The 20,110-nt window shown below is 57.3% G+C and carries 18 protein-coding genes and 2 tRNA genes; 6 read left to right on the top strand and 14 right to left on the bottom strand.

The features are described from left to right. Window positions 1–42: 42 nt before the first annotated feature. Both ACRC1E_RS14800 and ACRC1E_RS14795 read right to left on the bottom strand, forming a co-directional pair. A tRNA-Glu gene (locus tag ACRC1E_RS14800) sits at window positions 43–117 on the bottom strand. Between the two features lie 2 nt (window positions 118–119). Further along, window positions 120–196 (bottom strand) — tRNA-Arg (locus ACRC1E_RS14795). A 243-nt stretch (window positions 197–439) separates the two neighbouring features. On the opposite strand from ACRC1E_RS14795, the gene ACRC1E_RS14790 reads away from it, so the two are divergent. Continuing rightward, window positions 440–1,843 (top strand): exonuclease domain-containing protein, encoded by a 1,404-nt coding sequence (locus ACRC1E_RS14790; protein WP_438515868.1) that lies wholly within the window; start codon window positions 440–442, stop codon window positions 1,841–1,843. Here the strand turns inward: ACRC1E_RS14790 and ACRC1E_RS14785 are convergent. Genes ACRC1E_RS14785 through flhB form a run of 6 tightly spaced genes read right to left on the bottom strand, consistent with a single transcriptional unit; the run spans window position 1,840 to window position 8,934 of the window. Next, entirely contained in the window at window positions 1,840–2,589 is a 750-nt protein-coding gene (locus tag ACRC1E_RS14785) for a flagellar motor protein (protein ID WP_438515867.1), read from the bottom strand. The two genes, ACRC1E_RS14790 and ACRC1E_RS14785, sit on opposite strands and share 4 nt — an antisense overlap. Window positions 2,590–2,607: 18 nt before the next feature. Next, window positions 2,608–3,354: an RNA polymerase sigma factor FliA gene (locus ACRC1E_RS14780; RefSeq protein WP_438515866.1), complete on the bottom strand. Its 747-nt coding sequence runs from the start codon at window positions 3,352–3,354 to the stop codon at window positions 2,608–2,610. Window position 3,355: 1 nt separating this feature from the next. After that, entirely contained in the window at window positions 3,356–4,219 is an 864-nt protein-coding gene (locus ACRC1E_RS14775; protein ID WP_438515865.1) for a MinD/ParA family ATP-binding protein, read from the bottom strand. Between the two features lies 1 nt (window position 4,220). Next, window positions 4,221–5,645, bottom strand: a complete 1,425-nt coding sequence (flhF, locus tag ACRC1E_RS14770; RefSeq protein WP_438515864.1) for a flagellar biosynthesis protein FlhF — start codon at window positions 5,643–5,645, stop codon at window positions 4,221–4,223. A gap of 14 nt (window positions 5,646–5,659) precedes the next feature. Continuing rightward, the gene (gene flhA / locus ACRC1E_RS14765) at window positions 5,660–7,759 is read right to left on the bottom strand and encodes a flagellar biosynthesis protein FlhA (protein WP_438515863.1); all 2,100 of its coding nucleotides are present in this window, start codon (window positions 7,757–7,759) and stop codon (window positions 5,660–5,662) included. 8 nt (window positions 7,760–7,767) lie between these two features. After that, window positions 7,768–8,934, bottom strand: a complete 1,167-nt coding sequence (flhB, locus tag ACRC1E_RS14760) for a flagellar biosynthesis protein FlhB (RefSeq protein ID WP_438515862.1) — start codon at window positions 8,932–8,934, stop codon at window positions 7,768–7,770. A gap of 211 nt (window positions 8,935–9,145) precedes the next feature. Here flhB and ACRC1E_RS14755 point away from each other — a divergent pair, with 211 nt between their 5' ends. After that, window positions 9,146–9,940, top strand: a complete 795-nt coding sequence (locus ACRC1E_RS14755; protein WP_438515861.1) for a thymidylate synthase — start codon at window positions 9,146–9,148, stop codon at window positions 9,938–9,940. Further along, window positions 9,937–10,425: a dihydrofolate reductase gene (locus ACRC1E_RS14750; RefSeq protein WP_438515860.1), complete on the top strand. Its 489-nt coding sequence runs from the start codon at window positions 9,937–9,939 to the stop codon at window positions 10,423–10,425. Before ACRC1E_RS14755 ends, ACRC1E_RS14750 begins: the two co-directional genes overlap by 4 nt. Before the next feature lie 24 nt (window positions 10,426–10,449). Here ACRC1E_RS14750 and ACRC1E_RS14745 read toward each other — a convergent pair whose 3' ends face one another. The 3 genes from ACRC1E_RS14745 to ACRC1E_RS14735 all read right to left on the bottom strand — a co-directional run bounded on the left by ACRC1E_RS14745 (window position 10,450) and on the right by ACRC1E_RS14735 (window position 13,508). Beyond that, entirely contained in the window at window positions 10,450–11,115 is a 666-nt protein-coding gene (locus ACRC1E_RS14745; RefSeq protein WP_438515859.1) for a GntR family transcriptional regulator, read from the bottom strand. A gap of 366 nt (window positions 11,116–11,481) precedes the next feature. Further along, window positions 11,482–12,180 carry a bifunctional 2-polyprenyl-6-hydroxyphenol methylase/3-demethylubiquinol 3-O-methyltransferase UbiG gene (ubiG, locus tag ACRC1E_RS14740; protein WP_438515858.1) on the bottom strand — a complete coding sequence of 233 codons (699 nt, stop codon included), beginning with the start codon at window positions 12,178–12,180 and terminating at the stop codon, window positions 11,482–11,484. Next, window positions 12,177–13,508, bottom strand: a complete 1,332-nt coding sequence (locus ACRC1E_RS14735) for a TRZ/ATZ family hydrolase (protein ID WP_438515857.1) — start codon at window positions 13,506–13,508, stop codon at window positions 12,177–12,179. Before ACRC1E_RS14735 ends, ubiG begins: the two co-directional genes overlap by 4 nt. A gap of 217 nt (window positions 13,509–13,725) precedes the next feature. Between ACRC1E_RS14735 and ACRC1E_RS14730 the strand changes: the two genes are divergently transcribed. Then, window positions 13,726–14,796, top strand: a complete 1,071-nt coding sequence (locus tag ACRC1E_RS14730) for a PAS domain S-box protein (RefSeq protein ID WP_438515856.1) — start codon at window positions 13,726–13,728, stop codon at window positions 14,794–14,796. Between the two features lie 49 nt (window positions 14,797–14,845). On the opposite strand, the gene lysS is transcribed toward ACRC1E_RS14730, so the two are convergent. The 3 genes from lysS to ACRC1E_RS14715 form a co-directional block, all read right to left on the bottom strand. Continuing rightward, entirely contained in the window at window positions 14,846–16,351 is a 1,506-nt protein-coding gene (gene lysS, locus ACRC1E_RS14725; protein WP_438515855.1) for a lysine--tRNA ligase, read from the bottom strand. Window positions 16,352–16,414: 63 nt separating this feature from the next. After that, window positions 16,415–17,519, bottom strand: a protein-coding gene (prfB, locus tag ACRC1E_RS14720) for a peptide chain release factor 2 (protein WP_438515869.1) whose coding sequence is annotated in 2 segments (ribosomal slippage) — window positions 16,415–17,437 and window positions 17,439–17,519 — 1,104 coding nt in all. Because the reading frame shifts where the segments join, the coding sequence is not laid out codon by codon here. A gap of 115 nt (window positions 17,520–17,634) precedes the next feature. Continuing rightward, window positions 17,635–18,621, bottom strand: coding sequence for a malate dehydrogenase (locus tag ACRC1E_RS14715; protein ID WP_438515854.1), 987 nt, complete (start codon window positions 18,619–18,621; stop codon window positions 17,635–17,637). Window positions 18,622–18,824: 203 nt separating this feature from the next. Here ACRC1E_RS14715 and ACRC1E_RS14710 point away from each other — a divergent pair, with 203 nt between their 5' ends. Both ACRC1E_RS14710 and sdhC read left to right on the top strand, forming a co-directional pair. After that, the gene (locus ACRC1E_RS14710) at window positions 18,825–19,550 is read left to right on the top strand and encodes a GntR family transcriptional regulator (protein ID WP_438515853.1); all 726 of its coding nucleotides are present in this window, start codon (window positions 18,825–18,827) and stop codon (window positions 19,548–19,550) included. A gap of 215 nt (window positions 19,551–19,765) precedes the next feature. Then, window positions 19,766–20,110: succinate dehydrogenase, cytochrome b556 subunit (sdhC, locus tag ACRC1E_RS14705; protein ID WP_438515852.1), on the top strand; the 345-nt coding region annotated here is incomplete at its 3' end.

Raw genomic sequence — 20,110 nt, 5'->3', positions numbered from 1 at the left:
CAATAAGGCCACTATCGGGTGATAGTGGCCTTATTTTTATTCTGGCGTCCCCACGGGGAATCGAACCCCGGCCGCCGCCGTGAAAGGGCAGTGTTCTAACCGCTAAACTATGGAGACTCTGGTGCACCTGGAGCGATTCGAACGCCCGACCCTTTGGTTCGTAGCCAAATACTCTATCCAACTGAGCTACGGGTGCACTGTTTCTTGCTGTGTCTCGCTGCGTTGTCTGCTGCGAGAGATGCGAACTATACGGAAAGCCTTTTTTCTCGTCAACACTTTTTCTGATTAAATTGCACTTCGTCGTTTAGAATGCATGCTTATGTTGCCATCTACCGACAATATCGAATGAAAAAATGCTTTATTTGTCAGTGGTTTGTGGTTTTTTTACGCTTTAGGCCGCGATGGCCGAAAGTTTTCCGGTTTTTAAGCGAATCTGTCCATGTTGTTTGAACAAGCTTACGTAATTGTCGATCTGGAAACGACGGGCGGGCATATTACCCGCGACCGCATTACCGAAATCGGCCTGATTCTGGTCGACGGTGAAAAGGTCGAGCGACTCGAAATGCTGGTTAATCCGGGGATGCCCATCCCGCCTTTTATCGAAGACATGACGGGCATCAGCAATGGCATGGTGGCGGATGCGCCGGATTTCGCCTCACTGGCACCGGCTTTACTGCAAAAGCTGGAAGGGCGTTTGTTTATCGCGCATAACGCACGTTTTGATTATGGCTTTCTGAAGAATGCCTTTCGCCGTGTCGGTCTGGCGTTCAACGCCAATACCCTATGCTCGGTCAAACTGTCGCGTCGCATGTATCCGCAGTTTTTCAAGCACAGTCTGGATAGCATCATCGCGCGGCATGGTATCGATTTGCCGGCGCGGCACCGGGCGTTGGCCGATGCAGAAGCTGTGTACCGTTTCTTGCTACTGGCAGATCAGGAATTGGGTCGCGAAGTTCTGCTGGGCGCGAGCCGAGCACTGCTGGCGGTGCCTAGCGTGCCGTCAGGCATGGCGCAGGATCTGGCGGATACGCTGCCCGACATGCCTGGCGTGTATACCTTGTATGCGGCCAGTGGTGAGGCGCTCTATGTCGGGCGCTGCCTCAATCTCAGACAACGGATATTTGCCCACTATGGTTCGGGCACGCTGGATGCCAAACTGCCGCGTATTCATGAAAGTGTCGCTGCGGTGACCTGGCAGGAAACGCTGGGGGAGTTTGGCGCGGCTTTGCTCGAGTTGCGTACCCTGCATGCGCTGCGTCCGCGCTACAACCCGCGGGCCTGTCAGGCGAGCGAATTGTGTGCGCTGCAGTTGGCTGCAGTGGGCGAGGGTGGTTTCTTGCGCGTCAGCATCAGCTTGGCGAGTGCACTGGATTTTTCCCGTACCGCCGATTTGTACGGTTTATTTCGCAGCCCGCGCGAGGCTAAAAAAGCCTTGGCCGAACTCGCTCGCGGCCACAAGCTGTGTCCGGCCATTCTGGGTGTAGAAACGGTCACCAGTCGCAAGGGGCAGCCATGTGTGGCTTTTAAAAGCCGCCGCTGTCTGGGCGCTTGTTGCGCTCAGGAAGAGGCGCTGGCACACAATGCCAGACTCAAGCTTGCATTGGAGCGCCTGAAAACGCAAAGTTGGCCCTACGCAGGGGCGATTGCCGTGACCGAGACGGATGAGGTGACGGGGGCGTCGCTATTTCATGTCTTCGAGCGCTGGTGTTATCTGGGGTCGGGAGAACGCGCCGATGGCTTGCAGGGTGTGCCGGTGTTTGATCTGGATATTTACCGTTTATTGGTACACTGGCTGAAAAAGCCGGTGCCCGGCACTGTTCTGCACGAACTGGCCACATTCTAAATGTGCATGGCCAGAAATCCGCGCAGACGGCTTTCAATGATGCGCGGGTTTTCGCCGTTGGCAATGGCAATTACGCCTTCGAGTATCAGTTCCTTGGTAGCAACTTCGGCTATGACCAGATTTTTGAGTTTAACCGCGACGGGCAGGAAAAACAGGTTGGCCGAACCGACGCCGTAAACGGTGGCCACAAAGGCCACTGCAATGCCCGAACCCAGCTTGGTTGGGTCGGACAGGTTTTCCATCACATGAATCAGGCCCAGCACTGCACCGATAATGCCTATGGTTGGTGCATAGCCGCCGGCTGATTCCCAGATTTTGGCGGCCTGTTTGCGGGCATGTTCGAACATGGAGATTTCGACCTCCATCACCGAGCGCAGTGTTTCAGGTGCGGCGCCATCCACCAGCATTTGCAGCGCTTTTTTGGCAAAAGGGTCTTGCTGCGTCAAGACAAAACCCTCCAGTGACAGCAGCCCGCCTTTTCTGGCGCTTTGGCTCCACTGGATAATGTCGCGTATCATTTTTTCGTGATTAAACTGTGGCGGGTAAAACACCCACTTGAGCATTTTCAGTCCGTTAACGAACTGGCGCGGCGTGCTTTGCAGCATCACTGCGCTGGCAGTGCCGCCGATTACGATCATAAAGGCCGTGAGCTGCAGTAGCGATCCCAGGTGGCCGCCTTCCAGTGCCTGTCCTGCCAGAATGGCGGTCAGACCGCCAATGATCGCGATAACGCTGAGTTTATCCACGTCTGTCCTTGTTGTGGTCTAGAGCCATTCGCGCAGTTTGGCGCGGATGCGGGTGACGGCTTGGGTGTGTAGCTGGCTGACGCGCGACTCGGATACCTCAAGGACCGCACCGATTTCCTTGAGGTTGAGCTCCTGTTCGTAATACAGGCTCATTACCAGTTGGTCGCGTTCGGGCAAGGTGGCAATGGCGTCTATCAGTGACTGGCGAAAAGCGGTATCGGCCAATGTCGTTAGCGGGTCCGGGGTATTGTCGTCGGCGATATTGGCGAGCGCATCGTCGAGTTCTTCGCCATCGCTACGATGGAAGTCTTCGAAGTAAACCAGTCTGACTCCCATGCAGTCGCCCAGCATGCCCTGATAGTCTTCCAGCGATACGGCCAGCTCGTCTGCGATTTCGCTCTCGTTCGGCGCGTGGCCCAGTGTCTGGGTGGCGCGCTTGACGGCATCTTCTATCATGCGCGAGTTGCGCCTGAGCTGGCGTGGCATCCAGTCTATACGCCTGAGTTCGTCCAGCATGGCACCCTTGATGCGCGGGCTGGCAAAAGTCTCGAATTGCGCACCTTGTAGCGGGTCGAATTGGCGGGCCGCCTCCAGCAGGCCCATCATGCCGACTTGCACCAGATCATCCAGTTCGACGGATGCCGGCAGGCGGGCCAGCATAATGCTGGCAATCTTTCTGACCAGTGGCGCGTATTGCATGACATCCAGCGTGCTGGATGAGGCGGCTTGTGCGTAGGCGTGGGCTTGATGCGTGGCCAGTGCCATATCAACGATCCGTCAGTTCTGTGAGGGTTTTGCTGGTGATCAGCAGTTGTTCCAGATAACTGGAACGGGCATGTCCGGTGTCCGGGGCGTGCCACAAGGGCAGCATGGCGGCTAGCTGGCTGAATGCCTGCGCGGCCTCGCTAGCAGGAAAAGCCTCGACCACGGGGCGGCGCAGGGCCTGGCTTTTACGTATCGCCGTGTCTTCGGGTACGAAGCCGACCCAGCGCAGCGAGACGCCCAGATAGTCGCCGGCAACCGAGGACAGGCGGGCAAATACGCTTTGCGCCTCTTCCTGATCGCGGGCACGGTTGACCAGTACATTGAAGCGGCGGCGGCCAAACTCGCCAGCCAGCCGTTTCATGCAGGCATAACCACGGGTAATGGCCTCGGGCTGCGGGCTGATCACCAGAATCAGATTGTCGGCGATCACTAGCGGTGCCGGGTCATGAACTGGGTCGGGCGCATCCAGTAGGGTGACGCCGCAGTCTTTTTCCAGCGCTGAAAATTCGCTGGCCAGACGCTGCCATACCCTGCTGGACAAGCGGCTGCGTTCTTCTTGCTGTGCATACAGATTGACCAGCGTCACGCCATGGCGTGAGCTGACCATCAAGTCGGTCAGCCCGCCACGGCTGATATTGAGACTGGCCAGTGTCGCCGACGGCGGCACCCCCGCCAGCCGTGCCAGCGCCTGCCCGTTCTGGTGATCCAGCAACAAAGGGCGGATACCTTGCAGTGCGGCTGCGGCAGCGAGGCCGGCGCATAGGGTAGACACTCCGCTATGGCTGGCACCGGTCAGCGCAAACAAGGGGGGCAGATGGGCGTTTTGCTGACTGAGCTGTCTGAGACTGGCGGCCTGATCGTTCATATCACAACCAGCCGGACTGTGCGGCGTTGATAATAGGGATTTCATCCGGCTGTCCCCTGAATGGCGTGGACAGTTGCGCGGCACGCAAGGCGCGGTCGATCAGGAAGTCGGCGTTAGCGCTATGCAGGTCTTCCGGTACGCGCTGGCCATTGGTGATATAGAACAGGCGCAGGCGGTTGCGGATAATGACATCCAGGCTGGCCCCCAGCATCACGGCTTCATCGACTTTGGACAGGACGCAGCCGGTCAAGTCATCACTGCGAAAATGCTTGACCACATCTTCCAGCGTACGCCCGTCGGCATTGGCCGCCAGTAGCAGTAGACGGTGCACCGGCCGTCCTGCGGTGGCAAACATTTTGGTCTGCTGCATGACGCGCTGGTCGCGCTGGCTCATGCCCACCGTATCTATCAATACCACGCGGCGCTGAGTCAGATCGGCCAGCGTCAGTTGCAAGTCGCCTTCGTTCTGTACCGAGAACACCGGTACCCCCAGAATTTTTCCATAGATGCGCAGCTGATCCTGTGCGCCGATACGGTAGCTGTCGGTGGTAATCAGTGCCACGCCTTCGGCGCCATAGCGCATGGTCGCGCGGGCGGCGAGTTTGGCGACCGTGGTGGTTTTGCCGACGCCTGTCGGGCCGACCAAGGCAAAGATGCCGCCCTGGTCGATAATATCGGTGGCCGGGTCGGTGCATTTGAGGTTATGCATCAGCGCCGATCGTGCCCATTTTTGTGCCACTTCGGCGGTGTATTGGGGTGGCAGTTTCTGGGTCAGCTGGCGTATTAGCGCCGGGCTGAAACCGGCACTGAGCAAGTAGCGGAATAGCTCGGCACGATTGGGCGCCTGCCCTTCCATTTCCGACCAGGCAAAGGTTGCCAGCTGGTTTTGCAGCAGGCTTTTAAGTAGCCGGATTTCTTCGCCTATATGACGGATATCGTCGGCGATCTCCTCGTCGGCCGGCTCGGCAGGACGTTTGGCCGCGGGCTGCATGGCCGGTGAAGGCTGGGGCGGCTGGGGTGCGCTAAGGGGTGAGGGCGCCGGCGCCGGAGGAGTATAGGCTACGGTGTCTGGCGGGCGCACATAGGCTGCCGCGCGCGGAGCTTGCTGACGTTCAGGTTGTACGGTTGGGGGCGGCTCGTCCAGCGGCTCGATCGGCATGGCGTAGCTGCGCGTGAGCGCACGCGCAGCGGCACTTGCTTGCGGCGGCGGGGATGTTGTCGCGGTCTTGCGTGGCGGGTGCCGGCTGGAGGAGGGCGCCAGCGTGTCGGAAAGTGCCGCCACATCGGCGTCGGCCACGGCCATGATCTCGACGCCACCGCCTTGGGTCGGGCGGTTGGACAGGATCAAGGCATCTGCGCCCAACTCCTCGCGGACTTGGCGCAAGGCATCGCGCGTGGTTTTACCGTAAAACTTTCTGACCACCATCTGTTATCTCGTCCTCAAGCCTTGCCTGCACCAATGACGGCAATTATACGGATGGTTTTACTATCCGGTATTTCATTATGCGAAATCACGCGTAACTGCGGCAATGCCCGGCGTAAAAAACGTGCGAGCAAAGGGCGCAAGCCCGGTGGTGTCAGTAGTACGGGATTGAGTCCCTGATTTTCTACGGCTTCCGTTTGCTGGGCGGCATTGGCCAGCAGGTTTTCTGCCAGGCCAGGCTCCAGCCCGCCGCCGGCTTTGGATTGCACCGCCTGCATCAGGATATTTTCCAGTTGCGGATCCAGCGACATTAGTTGCAATTCGCTTTCTCCGGGGAACAGTTGCTGGACGATGGCTCGCGACAAGGCGGTGCGTACTGCGGCGGTCAGCTCGTCTATATCCTGAGTGATGGTGACATGGTCGGCCAGCGTTTCGATAATGGTGCGGAAGTCGCGGATATTGAGGCCATCGGTCAGCAGCTGTTGCAGCACCTTTTGCAGGATGCCCACGGCGATGACCTTGGGTACCAGATCTTCGATCAGTTTAGGGGACTCTTTGGCCTGATGGTCGATCAGGGCCTGCACTTCTTCACGCCCCAGCAGTTCGGCGGCATGCGATTGCAGCAGGTTGGATAAATGGGTTGCAACTACGGTGCTGGCATCGACCACGGTATAGCCCAGGCTCTGTGCTTCTTCGCGATGGGCTGCATCTATCCAGAGCGCCGGCAGGCCGAAAGTCGGGTCGGTGGTCGGGGTGCCGGGCACTTCACCACTGACATGGCCGGGGTTGATCGCCAGAAACTGGCCGATATAAGCGTCGCCTACCCCGACTTCGACCCCCTTGAGCAAAATGCGGTAGGCGTTGGGGCGTATCTCGAGGTTGTCGCGAATATGGACTGCAGCCACCAGAAAGCCGGTTTCCTGTGCCATTTTTTTACGGATGCCGCGGATGCGCCGCAAGAGTTCGCCATCCTGATCGCGGTCAACCAGCGGGATCAGCCTATAGCCGACCTCCAGTCCCAGCATGTCGACGGGCTGTACATCATTCCAGCTGACCTCGGCCACCGCCTGTTCTCCGGCTGCGGACAAGGGCGCGGCCGACGCCGGTGTGGCCGCTTGCTGGGCGGATTGCATCTCCTTTTTCTGCCGCTTGTCCTGCAGCCAGCCGACGCCGGCCAAAATGCTGGCGATCAGCAGAAACGCGGTGTGCGGCATATTGGGAATCAGGCCGATGATGCCGATCACGCCGGCGGTGATATAGAGCACATGCGGGTTGGAAAACAGCTGGCCGACAAACTGCTCGGACAGGTCTTGATCGGTACCGACGCGTGCCACCACGATACCGGCTGCGGTCGAGATGATCAGTGCCGGAATCTGCGCCACCAGCCCGTCACCGATAGTCAGTAGGGTATAGGTTCTGGCCGAGGTGGCGGCATCAAGGTCGTGCTGCATGATGCCTATGATCAGGCCGCCGACGATGTTGATCACGATAATCATGATGCCGGCCATGGCGTCGCCGCGCACGAATTTGGAGGCACCATCCATGGCGCCGAAGAAGTTGGCCTCTTCGGTAATGGTCTGGCGGCGCTTGCGCGCATCGTCCTCGCCGATCAGGCCGGCGTTGAGGTCGGCATCGATCGCCATCTGTTTGCCCGGCATCGCATCCAGCGTGAAGCGGGCCGATACTTCGGCAATACGTCCGGCACCCTTGGTGATCACCATAAAGTTGATGATGGTCAGGATGATGAACACGATAATGCCGATCGCGACGTTTTCACCGATCAGAAAGTGGGCAAAAGATTCAATCACCTTGCCGGCGGCGGCAGGCCCGGTATGCCCTTCCATCAGGATGATCCGGCTGGAGGCGACGTTCAGCGACAGGCGCAGCAAGGTCGTGATCAGCAGAACGGCCGGGAAGGCGGAGAACTCCAGCGGATGACGCGTGTTGATGCCGACCATCAGTACGATGACCGAGATCGCGATATTGAAGGTAAAGAAAACATCCAGTATCACCGGCGGCAGCGGCAGTACCATCATCGCCAGAATCAGGATGATCAGTACCGGCCCGGCCAGGCGGGTCAGCTTGAATTTTTTGAGTATGTCTACAATCTGGTTCATGCCGTCAATCAGCTTGCGCCAGCTTTATTGGCTGATGCTTGGTGTTTATTGTTTGGGTCCAGCTCGGGCGGAACCTCCAGTTTGTCCGGGTACACCGGTGCCAGGCCGCCACTGGATTCATAGACCTTGAGCTGGTAAATGTAGGCCAGTACCTGTGCTGCCGCAGAAAACAGCTTGGGCGGAATGTCCTGCCCCAGCTCGGCATGAAAGTACAGCGCCCGGGCAAAGCTGGGCGCGCGCATGGTGGCGATTTTATGCTCGCCGCCTGCTGCAATAATGCGCTCGGCCAATTTGAGTGTGCCCTTGGCGATGACCTGTGGTGCCCGCATATCGTCGGTGTATTTCAGCGCTACCGCATAATGTGTCGGGTTGGTCACGATGACGTTGGCGCCGGGAATCTCCTGCATCATGCGCCGGCGTGCCGCCTCGCGCTGCAGCTGGCGGATACGTCCCTTGACCTCGGGTGAACCTTGCTGCTCCTTGCTTTCCTGCTTGAGCTCTTCCTTGGTCATCCGGAGTTTCTTGTGGTATTGCCACAACTGCAGCGGTACATCCACCGCCACCAGCAATAACATGGCGCCGACTACGATCAGAAAAGTATGCTGGATCAGCGCCATCATGCTGCCTAGTGCCGGTTCCAAGGGCTGGCTGACCAGACCCATCAGTTCGCCGCGTTCACGCCAGATCACCCAGGTTGCCACCCCGCCGATCAGTGCGCTTTTCATGATGGCTTTGCCACCTTCGGCTAGCGCCTGGACCGAAAACATGCGCTTGATGCCGGCGGCGGGGTTGAGTTTGGAAAACTTGGGCTCTATCGCCTTGAGCGTCAAATTCCAGCCACCAATCAAGAGCGGGGTCAGTAGCGCCACGATAGCCAGCCCGCCCAGAAAAGGCAGTAGTGCCATAAACATGTCGATAATGGCGGTTTTGAAGGCTTCAACCGCCAGTTCGGGCGTTTTCAGTTCCTGACTGTCAAAGCGCAGCATGCCGATCGCGATAGCGCGGACCGCCTGATACAGCGCAGGCCCGAGCGCAATCAGTAGTGCGACGCCGCTCATGGTGACGGCGAAGGTTGCCAATTCACGCGAGCGTGGCACATTACCGTCTTCGCGTGCCTGTTCCAGTTTGCGGTCTGAGGCGGGTTCGGTGCGTTCGAGGTCGGAATCTTCTGCCATGCGTGGTGCCGGTTTTTATCTGCTGCGTATCGTGTGGCGCGAGTTTACCATCCGCTAGGCTTCAAGTCCCTGATATTCAAAAAGCCTGCATTTGTGTTGTCTTTTTTGTAAATAACGTGGTGATGAGTGCAGATAGGTACAGGTCTCTTCCTGTGTTCAAGAAGGGGGTGTGGCGTTAAACTAGCGCCTTGAATTTTGACGGGCTCGCGCCATGAAACAGTACCAAGACCTGATGCGCCATGTGCTTGAGCATGGCGACGAAAAATCCGATCGCACCGGTACCGGCACCCGTTCGGTGTTTGGCTACCAGATGCGTTACAACTTGCAGGACGGCTTTCCTCTGGTGACCACCAAAAAGCTGCACCTCAAGTCCATCGTGCACGAGCTACTGTGGTTTTTGTCCGGTGACACCAATATCCGTTATCTCAAGGAAAACGGGGTGCGCATCTGGGATGAGTGGGCGGACGAAAATGGCGATCTGGGCCCGGTGTACGGTTACCAGTGGCGTTCGTGGCCGGCAGCCGATGGCCGCCATATCGACCAGATCGCCAATGTGGTCGATATGATCAAGAACAATCCGGACTCGCGCCGCTTGATGGTTTCGGCGTGGAACCCCGCGCTGGTCGACGAAATGGCGTTGCCGCCTTGCCACAGCCTGTTCCAGTTTTATGTGGCGGGCGGTCGCTTGTCGTGCCAGTTGTATCAGCGCTCGGCTGATATCTTCCTCGGTGTGCCGTTCAATATTGCCAGCTATGCCCTGCTGACCATGATGGTGGCGCAGGTGTGCGATCTTGAGCCGGGCGATTTTGTGCATACGCTGGGCGATGCCCATCTCTACAGCAATCATCTGGAGCAGGCTGCATTGCAGCTGTCGCGCGAGCCGCGCACGTTGCCGGTGATGAAGATCAATCCGGCGGTCAAGGATCTGTTTGCCTTTAGTTTCGAAGATTTCGAACTGGTGGGCTACGATCCGCATCCGCATATCAAGGCGCAGGTGGCGGTATGAGCACGCCGCTGCTTACGCTGGTGGTGGCGATGGCGAACGGCAGGGTGATTGGTGTCGATAACCAACTGCCCTGGCATTTGCCGGAAGACCTCAAACACTTCAAGGCGGTGACGCTGGGTAAGCCCATTATTATGGGGCGCAAAACCTGGGATTCGATAGGCCGGCCCTTGCCCGGACGGCGCAATATTGTCGTGACACGGCAAGCCGACTGGCACCGTGCAGGCGCGGAAGTGGTGCACTCGTTGCCCGAAGCGCTGGCCTTGGTGGATGATGTGGCCGAGGCCTGTGTGATAGGCGGCGGCGAATTGTTCAGTCAGGCCTTGGCACTGGCAAACAAGCTGGAGTTGACGCGGATTGCACTGGATGTGGCTGGCGACGCCTGGTTTCCGCACTGGAATGAAAACGAATGGCAGCTCGTGGCGTGCGAAAACCATCAACGCGAGGATGGCCTGTGCTGGACGTATCAGACCTTGCTGCGTCAATAAACAAGAGGGCGCAAGCCCTCTTGTTTATTGACGGCTCAGTGTTGCGGTGGCGTCCTGTGCCAGCCGGCTGTAAGTCTCGCTCAGCTTGCGGATCACTGCACTCAGGCGCGCCTGGTCACGCGCGATAATGGCCTTGATCAGATCGCCAATAAAGCGCTGGGCTCTATCCAGCTGGGTGTCTTCGGTGCGCAAGATGGCATACAGGCAGCGTTGAGTCAGCGGCAGCAGATCGTTGAGTGTTGCGGTCAGGTAATGATTGCCGGCAAAAGTATAGAGTGTGCTCAAAAAACTGAAGCTGGTGTGGTAAAAACCGTTCAGGTCCGCCCGCAGCTTGAAATCAGCCAGTTCGGCTTCCAGCGCCAGAAAATGCGCCAGATCATCATTCTGCCAGGATTGAGCCAGATTGCTGGCGGCGCTATCCAGTAACAAAAACCATAATTCAAAAAATACCCGGACATCGTCTGGCGTCAGGCTGGCAACAACCGCCCCGCGGCGCGGATAGATCTCGACTAGATGGCGTCGCTGTAAAATAAGCAGGGCTTCGCGTACCGAGCTGCGACTGACGCCCAGTTCGGCGGCGATACGCAATTCCTGAATGCGCTCTGCCGGTGCAAGCGTGCCCTGAATAATAAGCTTGCCAAGATGCTGGGCAATTTGTTCGGTAAGTGAATCGTTGGCTTTAAAGGGCATGCAGGCTCGATGTGGCGTCAAACTGTTGGGTAATGGCGGAGATTCTACCATTTCACAGGGCAGGGGCGATGCGCAAAAGATGGAAGCGTATGTGGTGTAAAACCATCACAAATATCGCCATGCACTAGAAATGCCTTGCGGGTATTTGGTGCTGGCCGTAGGATTAAAACACTTGTTTGATATGAGCCGCGCGAGGGGAAAATAGGGGCTAACACAGTCTTCGCAAAATTCACATCATGCAGGTAGTCTGCCGGCCATTCGGGATGGTGGCAGGTGCTCCCGCTTGGGGGGGCTTGCAGGAACGACACGGGTATTGATCCCTCCAGCCTTGGGCCGGAGGGATTTTTTTACGCTTATTGAGCGGTATCAGTCTACCCGGCGGCAGGCCATCAGGTAGTTAACGTCGGTATCGTCGCCCAGTTTGTGGATGCCGGTGACCGGGTTGTAACTCATGCCGCGGATTTCCAGTAGCTCAAGCCCTGCGTTGCGTGCCATACGCGACAGTTCGGAGGGTTTGAGGAAGCGGGCGTAGTCATGCGTACCGCGTGTCAGCAGATTCAGTACATATTCCGCACCAAGTACCGCCAGGAGATAAGCCTTGGCATTGCGGTTCAGTGTCGAAAAAAATACCGTGCCACCGGGTTTGACCAAACGTGCGCAGCTACGCACGATGCTTTGCGGGTCGGGTACATGTTCCAGCATCTCCATACAGGTGACGCTGTCGTAGTGCCCCGGTTTTTCTGCCGCTAGGTCTTCGACCGCGATGCAACGGTATTCCACCGCCACGCCTGACTCCAGGCTGTGCAGTTGGGCGACCTTCAGCGATTTTTTGGCGAGATCTATCCCCGTCACGCTAGCGCCGCGCTCGGCCATGCTTTCGGACAGGATGCCGCCGCCGCAGCCGACGTCCAGTACCATCTTGCCGGCAAGACTGGCGTAAGCATCGATAAAGTCCAGCCGCAGGGGATTGATCTCGTGCAGTGGTTTGAATTCACTCTCCTTGTCCCACCATTTGTGGGCCAGCAGGCTGAATTTTTCCAGTTCTTGTGCGTCTACGTTGCTCATGCCTTGGGGCCTTTTGCCAGAATGCGTTCACGCCAGCTTCTGCCGCTGGCTATCAATTGCTGTTCGTCCAGCGTCGCGAGTTTACGCTCCGACATCAAATTCTGCCCCTTGACCCAGACGTGGCTGACCTGTTCGCGCCCAGCCGCATAGACGACATGCGAGATCGGATCGAAGATGGGGGCGGTTTCTATGGTGGCCAGATCAATGGCTATCAGGTCGGCCTGTTTGCCGACCTTGATACTGCCGACCTTGTCGGCAATGCCCAGTGCCTGTGCGCCATTAAGCGTCGCCATACGGATGGCGGTGGCGGCCGGAACAGCAGTCGGGTCCAGCGTGCCGGCCTTGGCGAGTAGTGCGGCCATACGCGTTTCAGCGAGCATGTCCAGCTTGTTGTTGGATGCCGCGCCATCCGTGCCGATGCCGACATTCACGCCAGCGGCCAATAGCTGTGGAATGCGGGCAATGCCCGAGGCCAGTTTCATGTTTGAAGTCGGATTGTGTGCCACCGAGATGCCATGGCGGGCCGCCAGTTCGATTTCTTCATCGTTCAGATGCACCATATGGGCGGCAATCAGCCGTGGCGACAGTAAGCCCAGCGCTTTCAGGCGTGCCAGCGGACGCTGGTGATGGTCGCGCAGGCTATCGGTGATTTCTCCGGCCGACTCATGGATGTGGCAATGGATCAGCATGTCCTCTTCTTCGGCCAGCATGACCACCTTGCGAAAGGTGTCGTCGGACACGGTATAGGGTGCATGCGGCGCCAGCGTGAAGGTGATGAGTTCTTCACCGAGAAACGCGCGGCGCTCATCCAGCGCACGGCTGATGTATTCATCAGCATTGTTGGCGTAATTGGTCGGGAACTCGAGTATGGAGGCCCCGACAAAGGTGCGCATGCCAGCGGCCAGTCCGGCGCGCGCCATCGCACCGTGATAGAAATACATATCGTTGATGGTCGTGGTGCCTGAACGTATCATTTCCGCCATGGCAATCAGTGCGCCATCAAATACGAATTCATCCTGTACGTGGCGGCCTTCTGCCGGCCAGATATGGTTGGATAGCCAGTCCATCAGTGCCTTGTCGTCAGCTAGGCCCCGAAGCAGGGTCATCGCGCTATGGCCGTGCAAATTGATCAGGCCGGGCATCAATACATGATTATCGAGGCGGATGTGCTGTTTGGCCGTTACCGAGGCAGATTCCGTCGGTTTCAATAGTGCTACAATAACGCCATTATTAATGGCAATTGAGTAGTCTTTAAGAATCTCGCCATCTTGCTCGACGGTAATCATCCAGCGAGCCGAGATCAATAGGTCGAAAACTGGGGGCGGCATAATAGGGTTCCTGATGTCTGGGCTTGGGGCGATTGTAGGCATGCCATGCTGCTTCGGCAACCCGGCTATTATCGGTAATATGTTTATCAGAATGTTATTCTATTGGTCATTTTTCAATCTACGGGGCATTTTTTTGCCCCGCTAAATATCGATGTACATGCCGGTTAAGCGTTTTTTTTCATGGATATCCCGCTCTTGGCCTAGCAGTCGTCTGTCCTTGCGCCAGTTCTGCCTGATAGCAGTCGTCGCCGGCGTGCTGCTTCCTGCGTTGATCGGCACGATAGCCAGCTATCATCAGTTGCGCGAAAAATTGTCCAACCGCTTGCTGACGGATCAGCAGCGTTTGCTTGAAATGGTGGCTCTCGGGGTGCAGGAACCTTTATGGAACCTCAATCGCGATTCGGGTGCGCCTTTGCTGGATGCGCTCATTCAGGATGAGCGCATTGTATCGGTGCGGGTGACCGATGCCTTGTCGGGCAGCCTGTTCCTTGCCGCTGCGCGCAGTGAGCGCAGCCGTGTCCACGTATCGTTGCTGGAACAGCCTATTGTTTATCGTGGCGAGAAAATAGGCGTTGTCAGCATCGAGTTTGATACCCGCTATCTGGCCACCGCGCCGGACGGACTGCAGCAGTCTTTGTTGTGGAGTGTACTGGCACAGTTGCTGCTGTCGCTGATACTGCTGACGCTGGTTCTTAATCGGTGGTTTTTCAAACCCATGCGTGAATTGTCGGAGCAAGTGGGGGACTTGACGGCCTTGCGTCTGGATGGGAAGTGGAGCGGAGAGCCGCATGGTGAAATTGGCGGACTTGGCCGCCAGTTGGAATGCACGCGAGTGGAATTGAAGCGCGTCTTCGCGGCGAGTAATAGCAAGACGCAGGCACTGGAGACCGCCATTCGCCGTCAGTTTGAAGTGGAGGCTGAGTTGCGCCGCTCTGAAGGCAAATACCGTGAACTGTTCCGTAGCAGCCCTGATGGCATCCTGATTTGCGCTATCGGTGGGCGGGTACTGGATGCCAATCCGGCCTTCCTTGGCATGATGGCTTATACGCTTGAAGAAATCCGCATGCAGTATTTCTCGGCCTTGGTGTCGGCGCAAAGCGAAGAGATCGAGCACATCAAGCTGGAAAGCATTGTGAAACAGCGCGGATTTTGTGAAGAGTTCGAGGCCAACTACGTCAGCCGCCACGGGCTTACTCTGCCGGTTTTGGTGAGGGTGGTAGCCTTGCTTGACGAAAACAGGGAAGTTGCAGCAGTGTGGCGTATCGTACGCCGCGCTCCCGACAAATAAAAACCCGCGCCAGTCGGACTGTGCGCGGGTTTTAGCGGGTATGGGCCGCTTACTCGGCGCGCATGTGCGGGAACAGGATTACATCGCGGATCGATGGTGCATCAGTCAGCAGCATGACCAGGCGGTCGATGCCGATGCCGCAGCCGCCGGTTGGCGGCAGGCCGTATTCCATCGCACGGATGTAGTCGGCGTCGTAATGCATGGCTTCGTCGTCGCCGGCATCCTTTTGTTCGACCTGACTCATAAAGCGGGCAGCCTGATCTTCCGGATCGTTCAACTCGGAGTAGCCGTTGGCCAGTTCACGACCCACGACGAACAGTTCGAAACGTTCGGTGATGGACTGGTCGGCATCGGAGCCGCGTGCCAGTGGCGACACTTCGACCGGATAGTCGATGATGAAGGTCGGGTGCCACAGCAGGCCTTCTGCGCACTCTTCAAATAGCGTGAGTTGCAGACTGCCAAGACCCGGTGCCGGCGGCAGCTTGCCGCCCAGCTTCTTGATCTCGGTCTTCAGCCATTCGGCATCGGCCAGCTGTTCATCGCTGTACTGCGGGTTGAAGTGCTGGATGGCGCCGACGATGGTGAAGCGCGCGAACGGGCTTTCCAGATCGACATCCTTGCCGTTGTAGCTGATGCGGGTGGTGCCGCAGGCGGCCATGGCGCAGGCGCGGATCACATTTTCCGTCATTTCCATCATGCGTTCGTAGCCGCAATAGGCTTCGTAAAACTCCATCATGGTGAATTCTGGGTTGTGACGCGTGCTCATGCCTTCATTGCGGAAGTTGCGGTTGATCTCGAATACGCGTTCGAGGCCACCCACCACCAGTCGCTTCAGGTACAGCTCCGGTGCTATACGCAGGTATAGCGGCATGTCCAGTGCATTGTGGTGGGTCGCAAACGGCTTGGCTGCGGCACCACCCGGGATAGGGTGCATCATCGGCGTTTCGACTTCGAGGTAGTCTTCGCCCACCATCACATCGCGCACGGTCTGTACGATTTTGGAGCGCTTGATGAAGGTGTCGCGCGAGCCTTCGTTGACGATCAGGTCGACGTAGCGCTGGCGGTAGGTTTGCTCCTGATCGGTCAGGCCGTGGAACTTGTCCGGCAATGGGCGCAGGCTCTTGGACAAAAGGCGCAGTTCGGTCACATTGATCGACAGCTCACCCTTGTTGGTGCGGAACATCTCGCCCTTGGCGCCTACGATATCGCCCAGGTCCCAGTGCTTGAATGCGTTGTGCTTGTCGGCACCGACGCTCTGATCGTTGATGTAAAGCTGGATACGGCCGCTGCTGTCCTGCAGCGTAGCGAAGCTCGCTTTGCCCATCACACGTTTGAGCATCATCCGTCCGGCCACTACAACCGAGATCTTCTCGGCTTCCAGTTCTTCCTTGCTCTTGCCTTCGCATTTTTCGGCCAAATCGCCAGCCATGTTCTCGCGGCGGAAGTCGTTCGGGAAGGCCACGCCGTTTTCGCGCAGGGCTTTTAGCTTGCTGCGGCGCTCGGCCATGATCTGGTTTTCGTCCTGGATGGGCGATGCGATTTCGTGTTCAGACATATTGTCTCCAGTAATTACGGGTTGACGCGGCATCGGTACCGCACTCGGGTTGTTGTCATCACCTTATACCCCTTGTTTGAGGCTGGCTTCGATAAAGGCATCCAGATCACCATCCATGACGCCCTTGATATTGCCGACTTCATAACCTGTACGCAGATCCTTGATGCGCGACTGGTCAAAAACGTAGGAGCGGATCTGGTGTCCCCAGCCTACATCGGTCTTGCTGTCTTCCAGATCCTGCTTGGCGGCGTTGCGCTTTTTCAGTTCCAGTTCATACAGCTTGGCACGCAGCATCTGCCATGCTTCATCGCGGTTGCGGTGCTGCGAACGGTCATTCTGGCACTGCACCACGATACCCGTCGGGTTATGGGTCAGGCGTACCGCCGAGTCGGTCTTGTTGATGTGCTGGCCACCTGCGCCGGAGGCACGATAGGTGTCGGTACGCACATCTGACGGATTGATATCGATTTCGAAGGATTCATCAACTTCAGGGTAGACGAATACGGACGAGAACGAGGTGTGGCGGCGTGCATTCGAGTCGAATGGCGACACGCGTACCAGACGGTGTACGCCCATCTCGGTGCGCATCAGGCCAAAAGCGTATTCACCTTCGATCTTGATCGTCGCGCTGGAGATGCCGGCCACTTCGCCATCGGATTCTTCCAGGACATCGACCTTGAAGCCGCGGCGCTCTGCCCAGCGGACATACATCCTGAGCAGCATGCCGGCCCAGTCTTGCGCCTCGGTGCCGCCCGCGCCGGCCTTGATGTCGACAAAGCAGCTGTTCGGATCCATAGGATCATTGAACATGCGGCGGAATTCCAGCTGTGCCAGTTTGGCTTCGGCTTCGGCCAAGTCGGACTGGACGGCGAGTATGGTGTCGTCGTCTTCTTCTTCGCGCCCCATGTCGAAGAGTTCGCGGCTGTCGGTCAGTGTGGCTTGTATGCCTTCGATGACCAGTACCACGTCTTCGAGCATCTTGCGCTCGCGCCCCAGTTCCTGCGCTTTTTTCTGGTCATTCCAGATATTAGGATCTTCGGTCAGGCCGGTAACTTCTTCCAGACGGTCTTTTTTGCCGTCGTAGTCAAAGATACCCCCGAATATCGGTGTTGCGGGTCGTCAGATCGATCAGCTTGGCATCGATCTGGTTGAGTATTTCGGCTTCGATCATGGTGGTGATCTCCATTAAGTTCAGAGAATAATTAAATACAAATGTAACGCGTGTCTTGATCAAAGACAAAAAAGCGCACCTTTGGGTGCGCTTTTTTTGCTGGAGCGAGAAATCAACCCAAAAGGTGGGCGACCGCTGCGCGCTCTTCTTCCAGCTCGTTCAAGGTGAAATTCATGCGTTCGCGGCTGAATTCATCGATTTCCAGGCCTTGCACAATCGTGTATGCGCCATTTTCGCACGTTACCGGGAATCCGTACATCACGCCGGCAGGGATGCCGTAGGAGCCATCGGACGGGATGCCCATCGTGGTCCACTTGCCTTGGGTGCCCAAGGCCCAGTCACGCATATGGTCAATCGCTGCGTTGGCAGCGGAGGCTGCGGAAGACAGGCCGCGTGCTTCGATAATCGCAGCGCCACGCTTGCCTACGGTTGGCAGGAATACGTCGCGGTTCCAGGCTTCATCGTTGATCATGGCCTTGACGTTTTCGCCATTGATGGTGGCAAAGCGGTAGTCGGCATACATGGTCGGCGAGTGATTGCCCCAGACCAGCAGTTTTTCGATGGCGGCAACGGCCTTGCCGGTCTTGCTGGCGATTTGCGACGCAGCGCGGTTGTGGTCCAGACGCAGCATGGCGGTGAAGTTTTTTGCCGGCAGGTCAGGCGCGCTCTTCATGGCAATATAAGCATTGGTGTTGGCCGGGTTGCCGACGACCAGTACCTTGACGTCGCGGCTGGCGGCATCGTTCAGTGCCTTGCCCTGTGCGGTGAAAATCTTGGCGTTTTCCTGCAGCAGGTCCGCGCGTTCCATGCCTGGGCCGCGTGGGCGGGCACCAACCAGCAAGGCGTAGTCTGCATCCTTGAAGGCAACCATCGGGTCATCGGTACCGACCATATCAAGCAATAGCGGGAACGCGCAGTCCTGCAACTCCATCATCACGCCCTTGAGCGCTTGTTGCGGCTTTTCGAATGGAACTTCCAGCAGTTGCAGGATGACCGGCTGGTCTTTACCCAGCATTTCGCCACTGGCGATGCGGAATAGCAGGCTGTAGGCAATCTGGCCGGCAGCGCCGGTTACGGCAACACGTACGGGGGCTTTCATTTTGCGCATTCTCCTTTGATATTGACTGCTTGAAATTGTGCTTTGCAATATAGCCGCGAGTGAGTTTACCACGACATTTTATTGATTTGTTCTGCTTTGTGTGGCGATTGTGACACTCTTTGTTAAGGCCCATGCTTTAACTTATGTGTCTTATATAAGACTTGTATTTACGCCGCTGGAATTTGGTGATAAAAAGCATGCACATGGATATGAATGCTATCAGCAAGGAGCCTTTGTATCGTCAGGCCAAAGCCCGTTTGCTACAGCGGGTTTGTGCCGGCGAATGGGGGGCGAGCGATTTATTGCCCAGTGAGTGGGATTTGGCTGCCGAGCTTGGCGTGAGCCAGGGGACGGCACGCAAGGCGCTGGCTGAATTGGTGGCCGATGGCGTGTTGTTGCGTCAGCAGGGCAAGGGAACTTTCATTGCGCCACTGCCGGGTGACTGGGGGAGCGGAATCATGGCGGCACCCGCTGCATTTTCAGCGGCGGGCAGTGCCTTGATGCGCGAGTTCTTGGGCGTGTCGCGTACCAGTGCCAGCCATGAGGTGGCCGAAGCACTGTCGCTCAGGCGCGGCGCGCCGCTTTTTAAGATCAGGCTGTTATGGCGGCATCAGGCCGTGGCGGTGGCCACTGACGAAATACTGCTAAGCGCGGAGCGTTTTGATGATCTGGATGCGCGCGCTTTGCGTTCGCGTTCGGCCAGTCTGAATGAGTTGCTGTTGCAGCGTTACGGGGTGCATCTGCATGTGCAGGCCGAGCAGTTCCGGGTGCAGTTGCTGGCGCGCGAGGAGGCTGCGCTGCTGGATGTTGAACCGGGGCGGGCAGCTTTATCGGTACTGACCATATCAGGGGTGCGCTCTGGCGGGGCCTTGTTGTGGCGGCAGCGTTACTGCCTGACGGATGCTTTGGCTTACGTTGCCATGCCTTAGATGTATCGCATTGCACAAAATAATGACCAAGGACGATGATAACGTCGTACCAATTTGATAGAATGGCAACGCCATTTTTTAGCTGGTGCACTGTGTCAAGTAGGGTATTAGCAGGTACCGCTTCCAATTTTTCTCAATGAAGCGGTGACTTGGTGGGCTTCCCCGGTGAAGTCCGGTTTCAACCGTTTGGTCAAAAAACATACTTAGGAAGCCATATGCAGAAGCAACGACCAAAACACCTAGACCTTGGCGTGATCAGATTGCCCGTGCCGGGTTTTGTCTCGATCCTGCATCGGGTCAGCGGTGTGGCGCTCTTTTTCTCACTGCCTCTTTTGATGTACCTGTTCGGCGGTACGCTGAGCTCGGCGCAAGACTTTGATACTTTCCGCTCCATCATCGCCTACCCCCTGATGAAACTGGTGCTGATCGGCTTTTTGTGGGCTTACCTGCACCACTTCTGCGCCGGTATCCGTTTTCTGTTTCTTGATGTGCACAAGGGCCTCGAGCTCGCAACTGCTCGCGCCACCGCCAAGCTGGTACTGGCTGTCAGCTTGGGCCTG

Origin of the sequence: Craterilacuibacter sp., assembly GCF_051659485.1 — a bacterium.
GTDB lineage: Bacteria > Pseudomonadota > Gammaproteobacteria > Burkholderiales > Chromobacteriaceae > Craterilacuibacter.
This window is presented reverse-complemented; position numbering and strand designations above follow the sequence as displayed.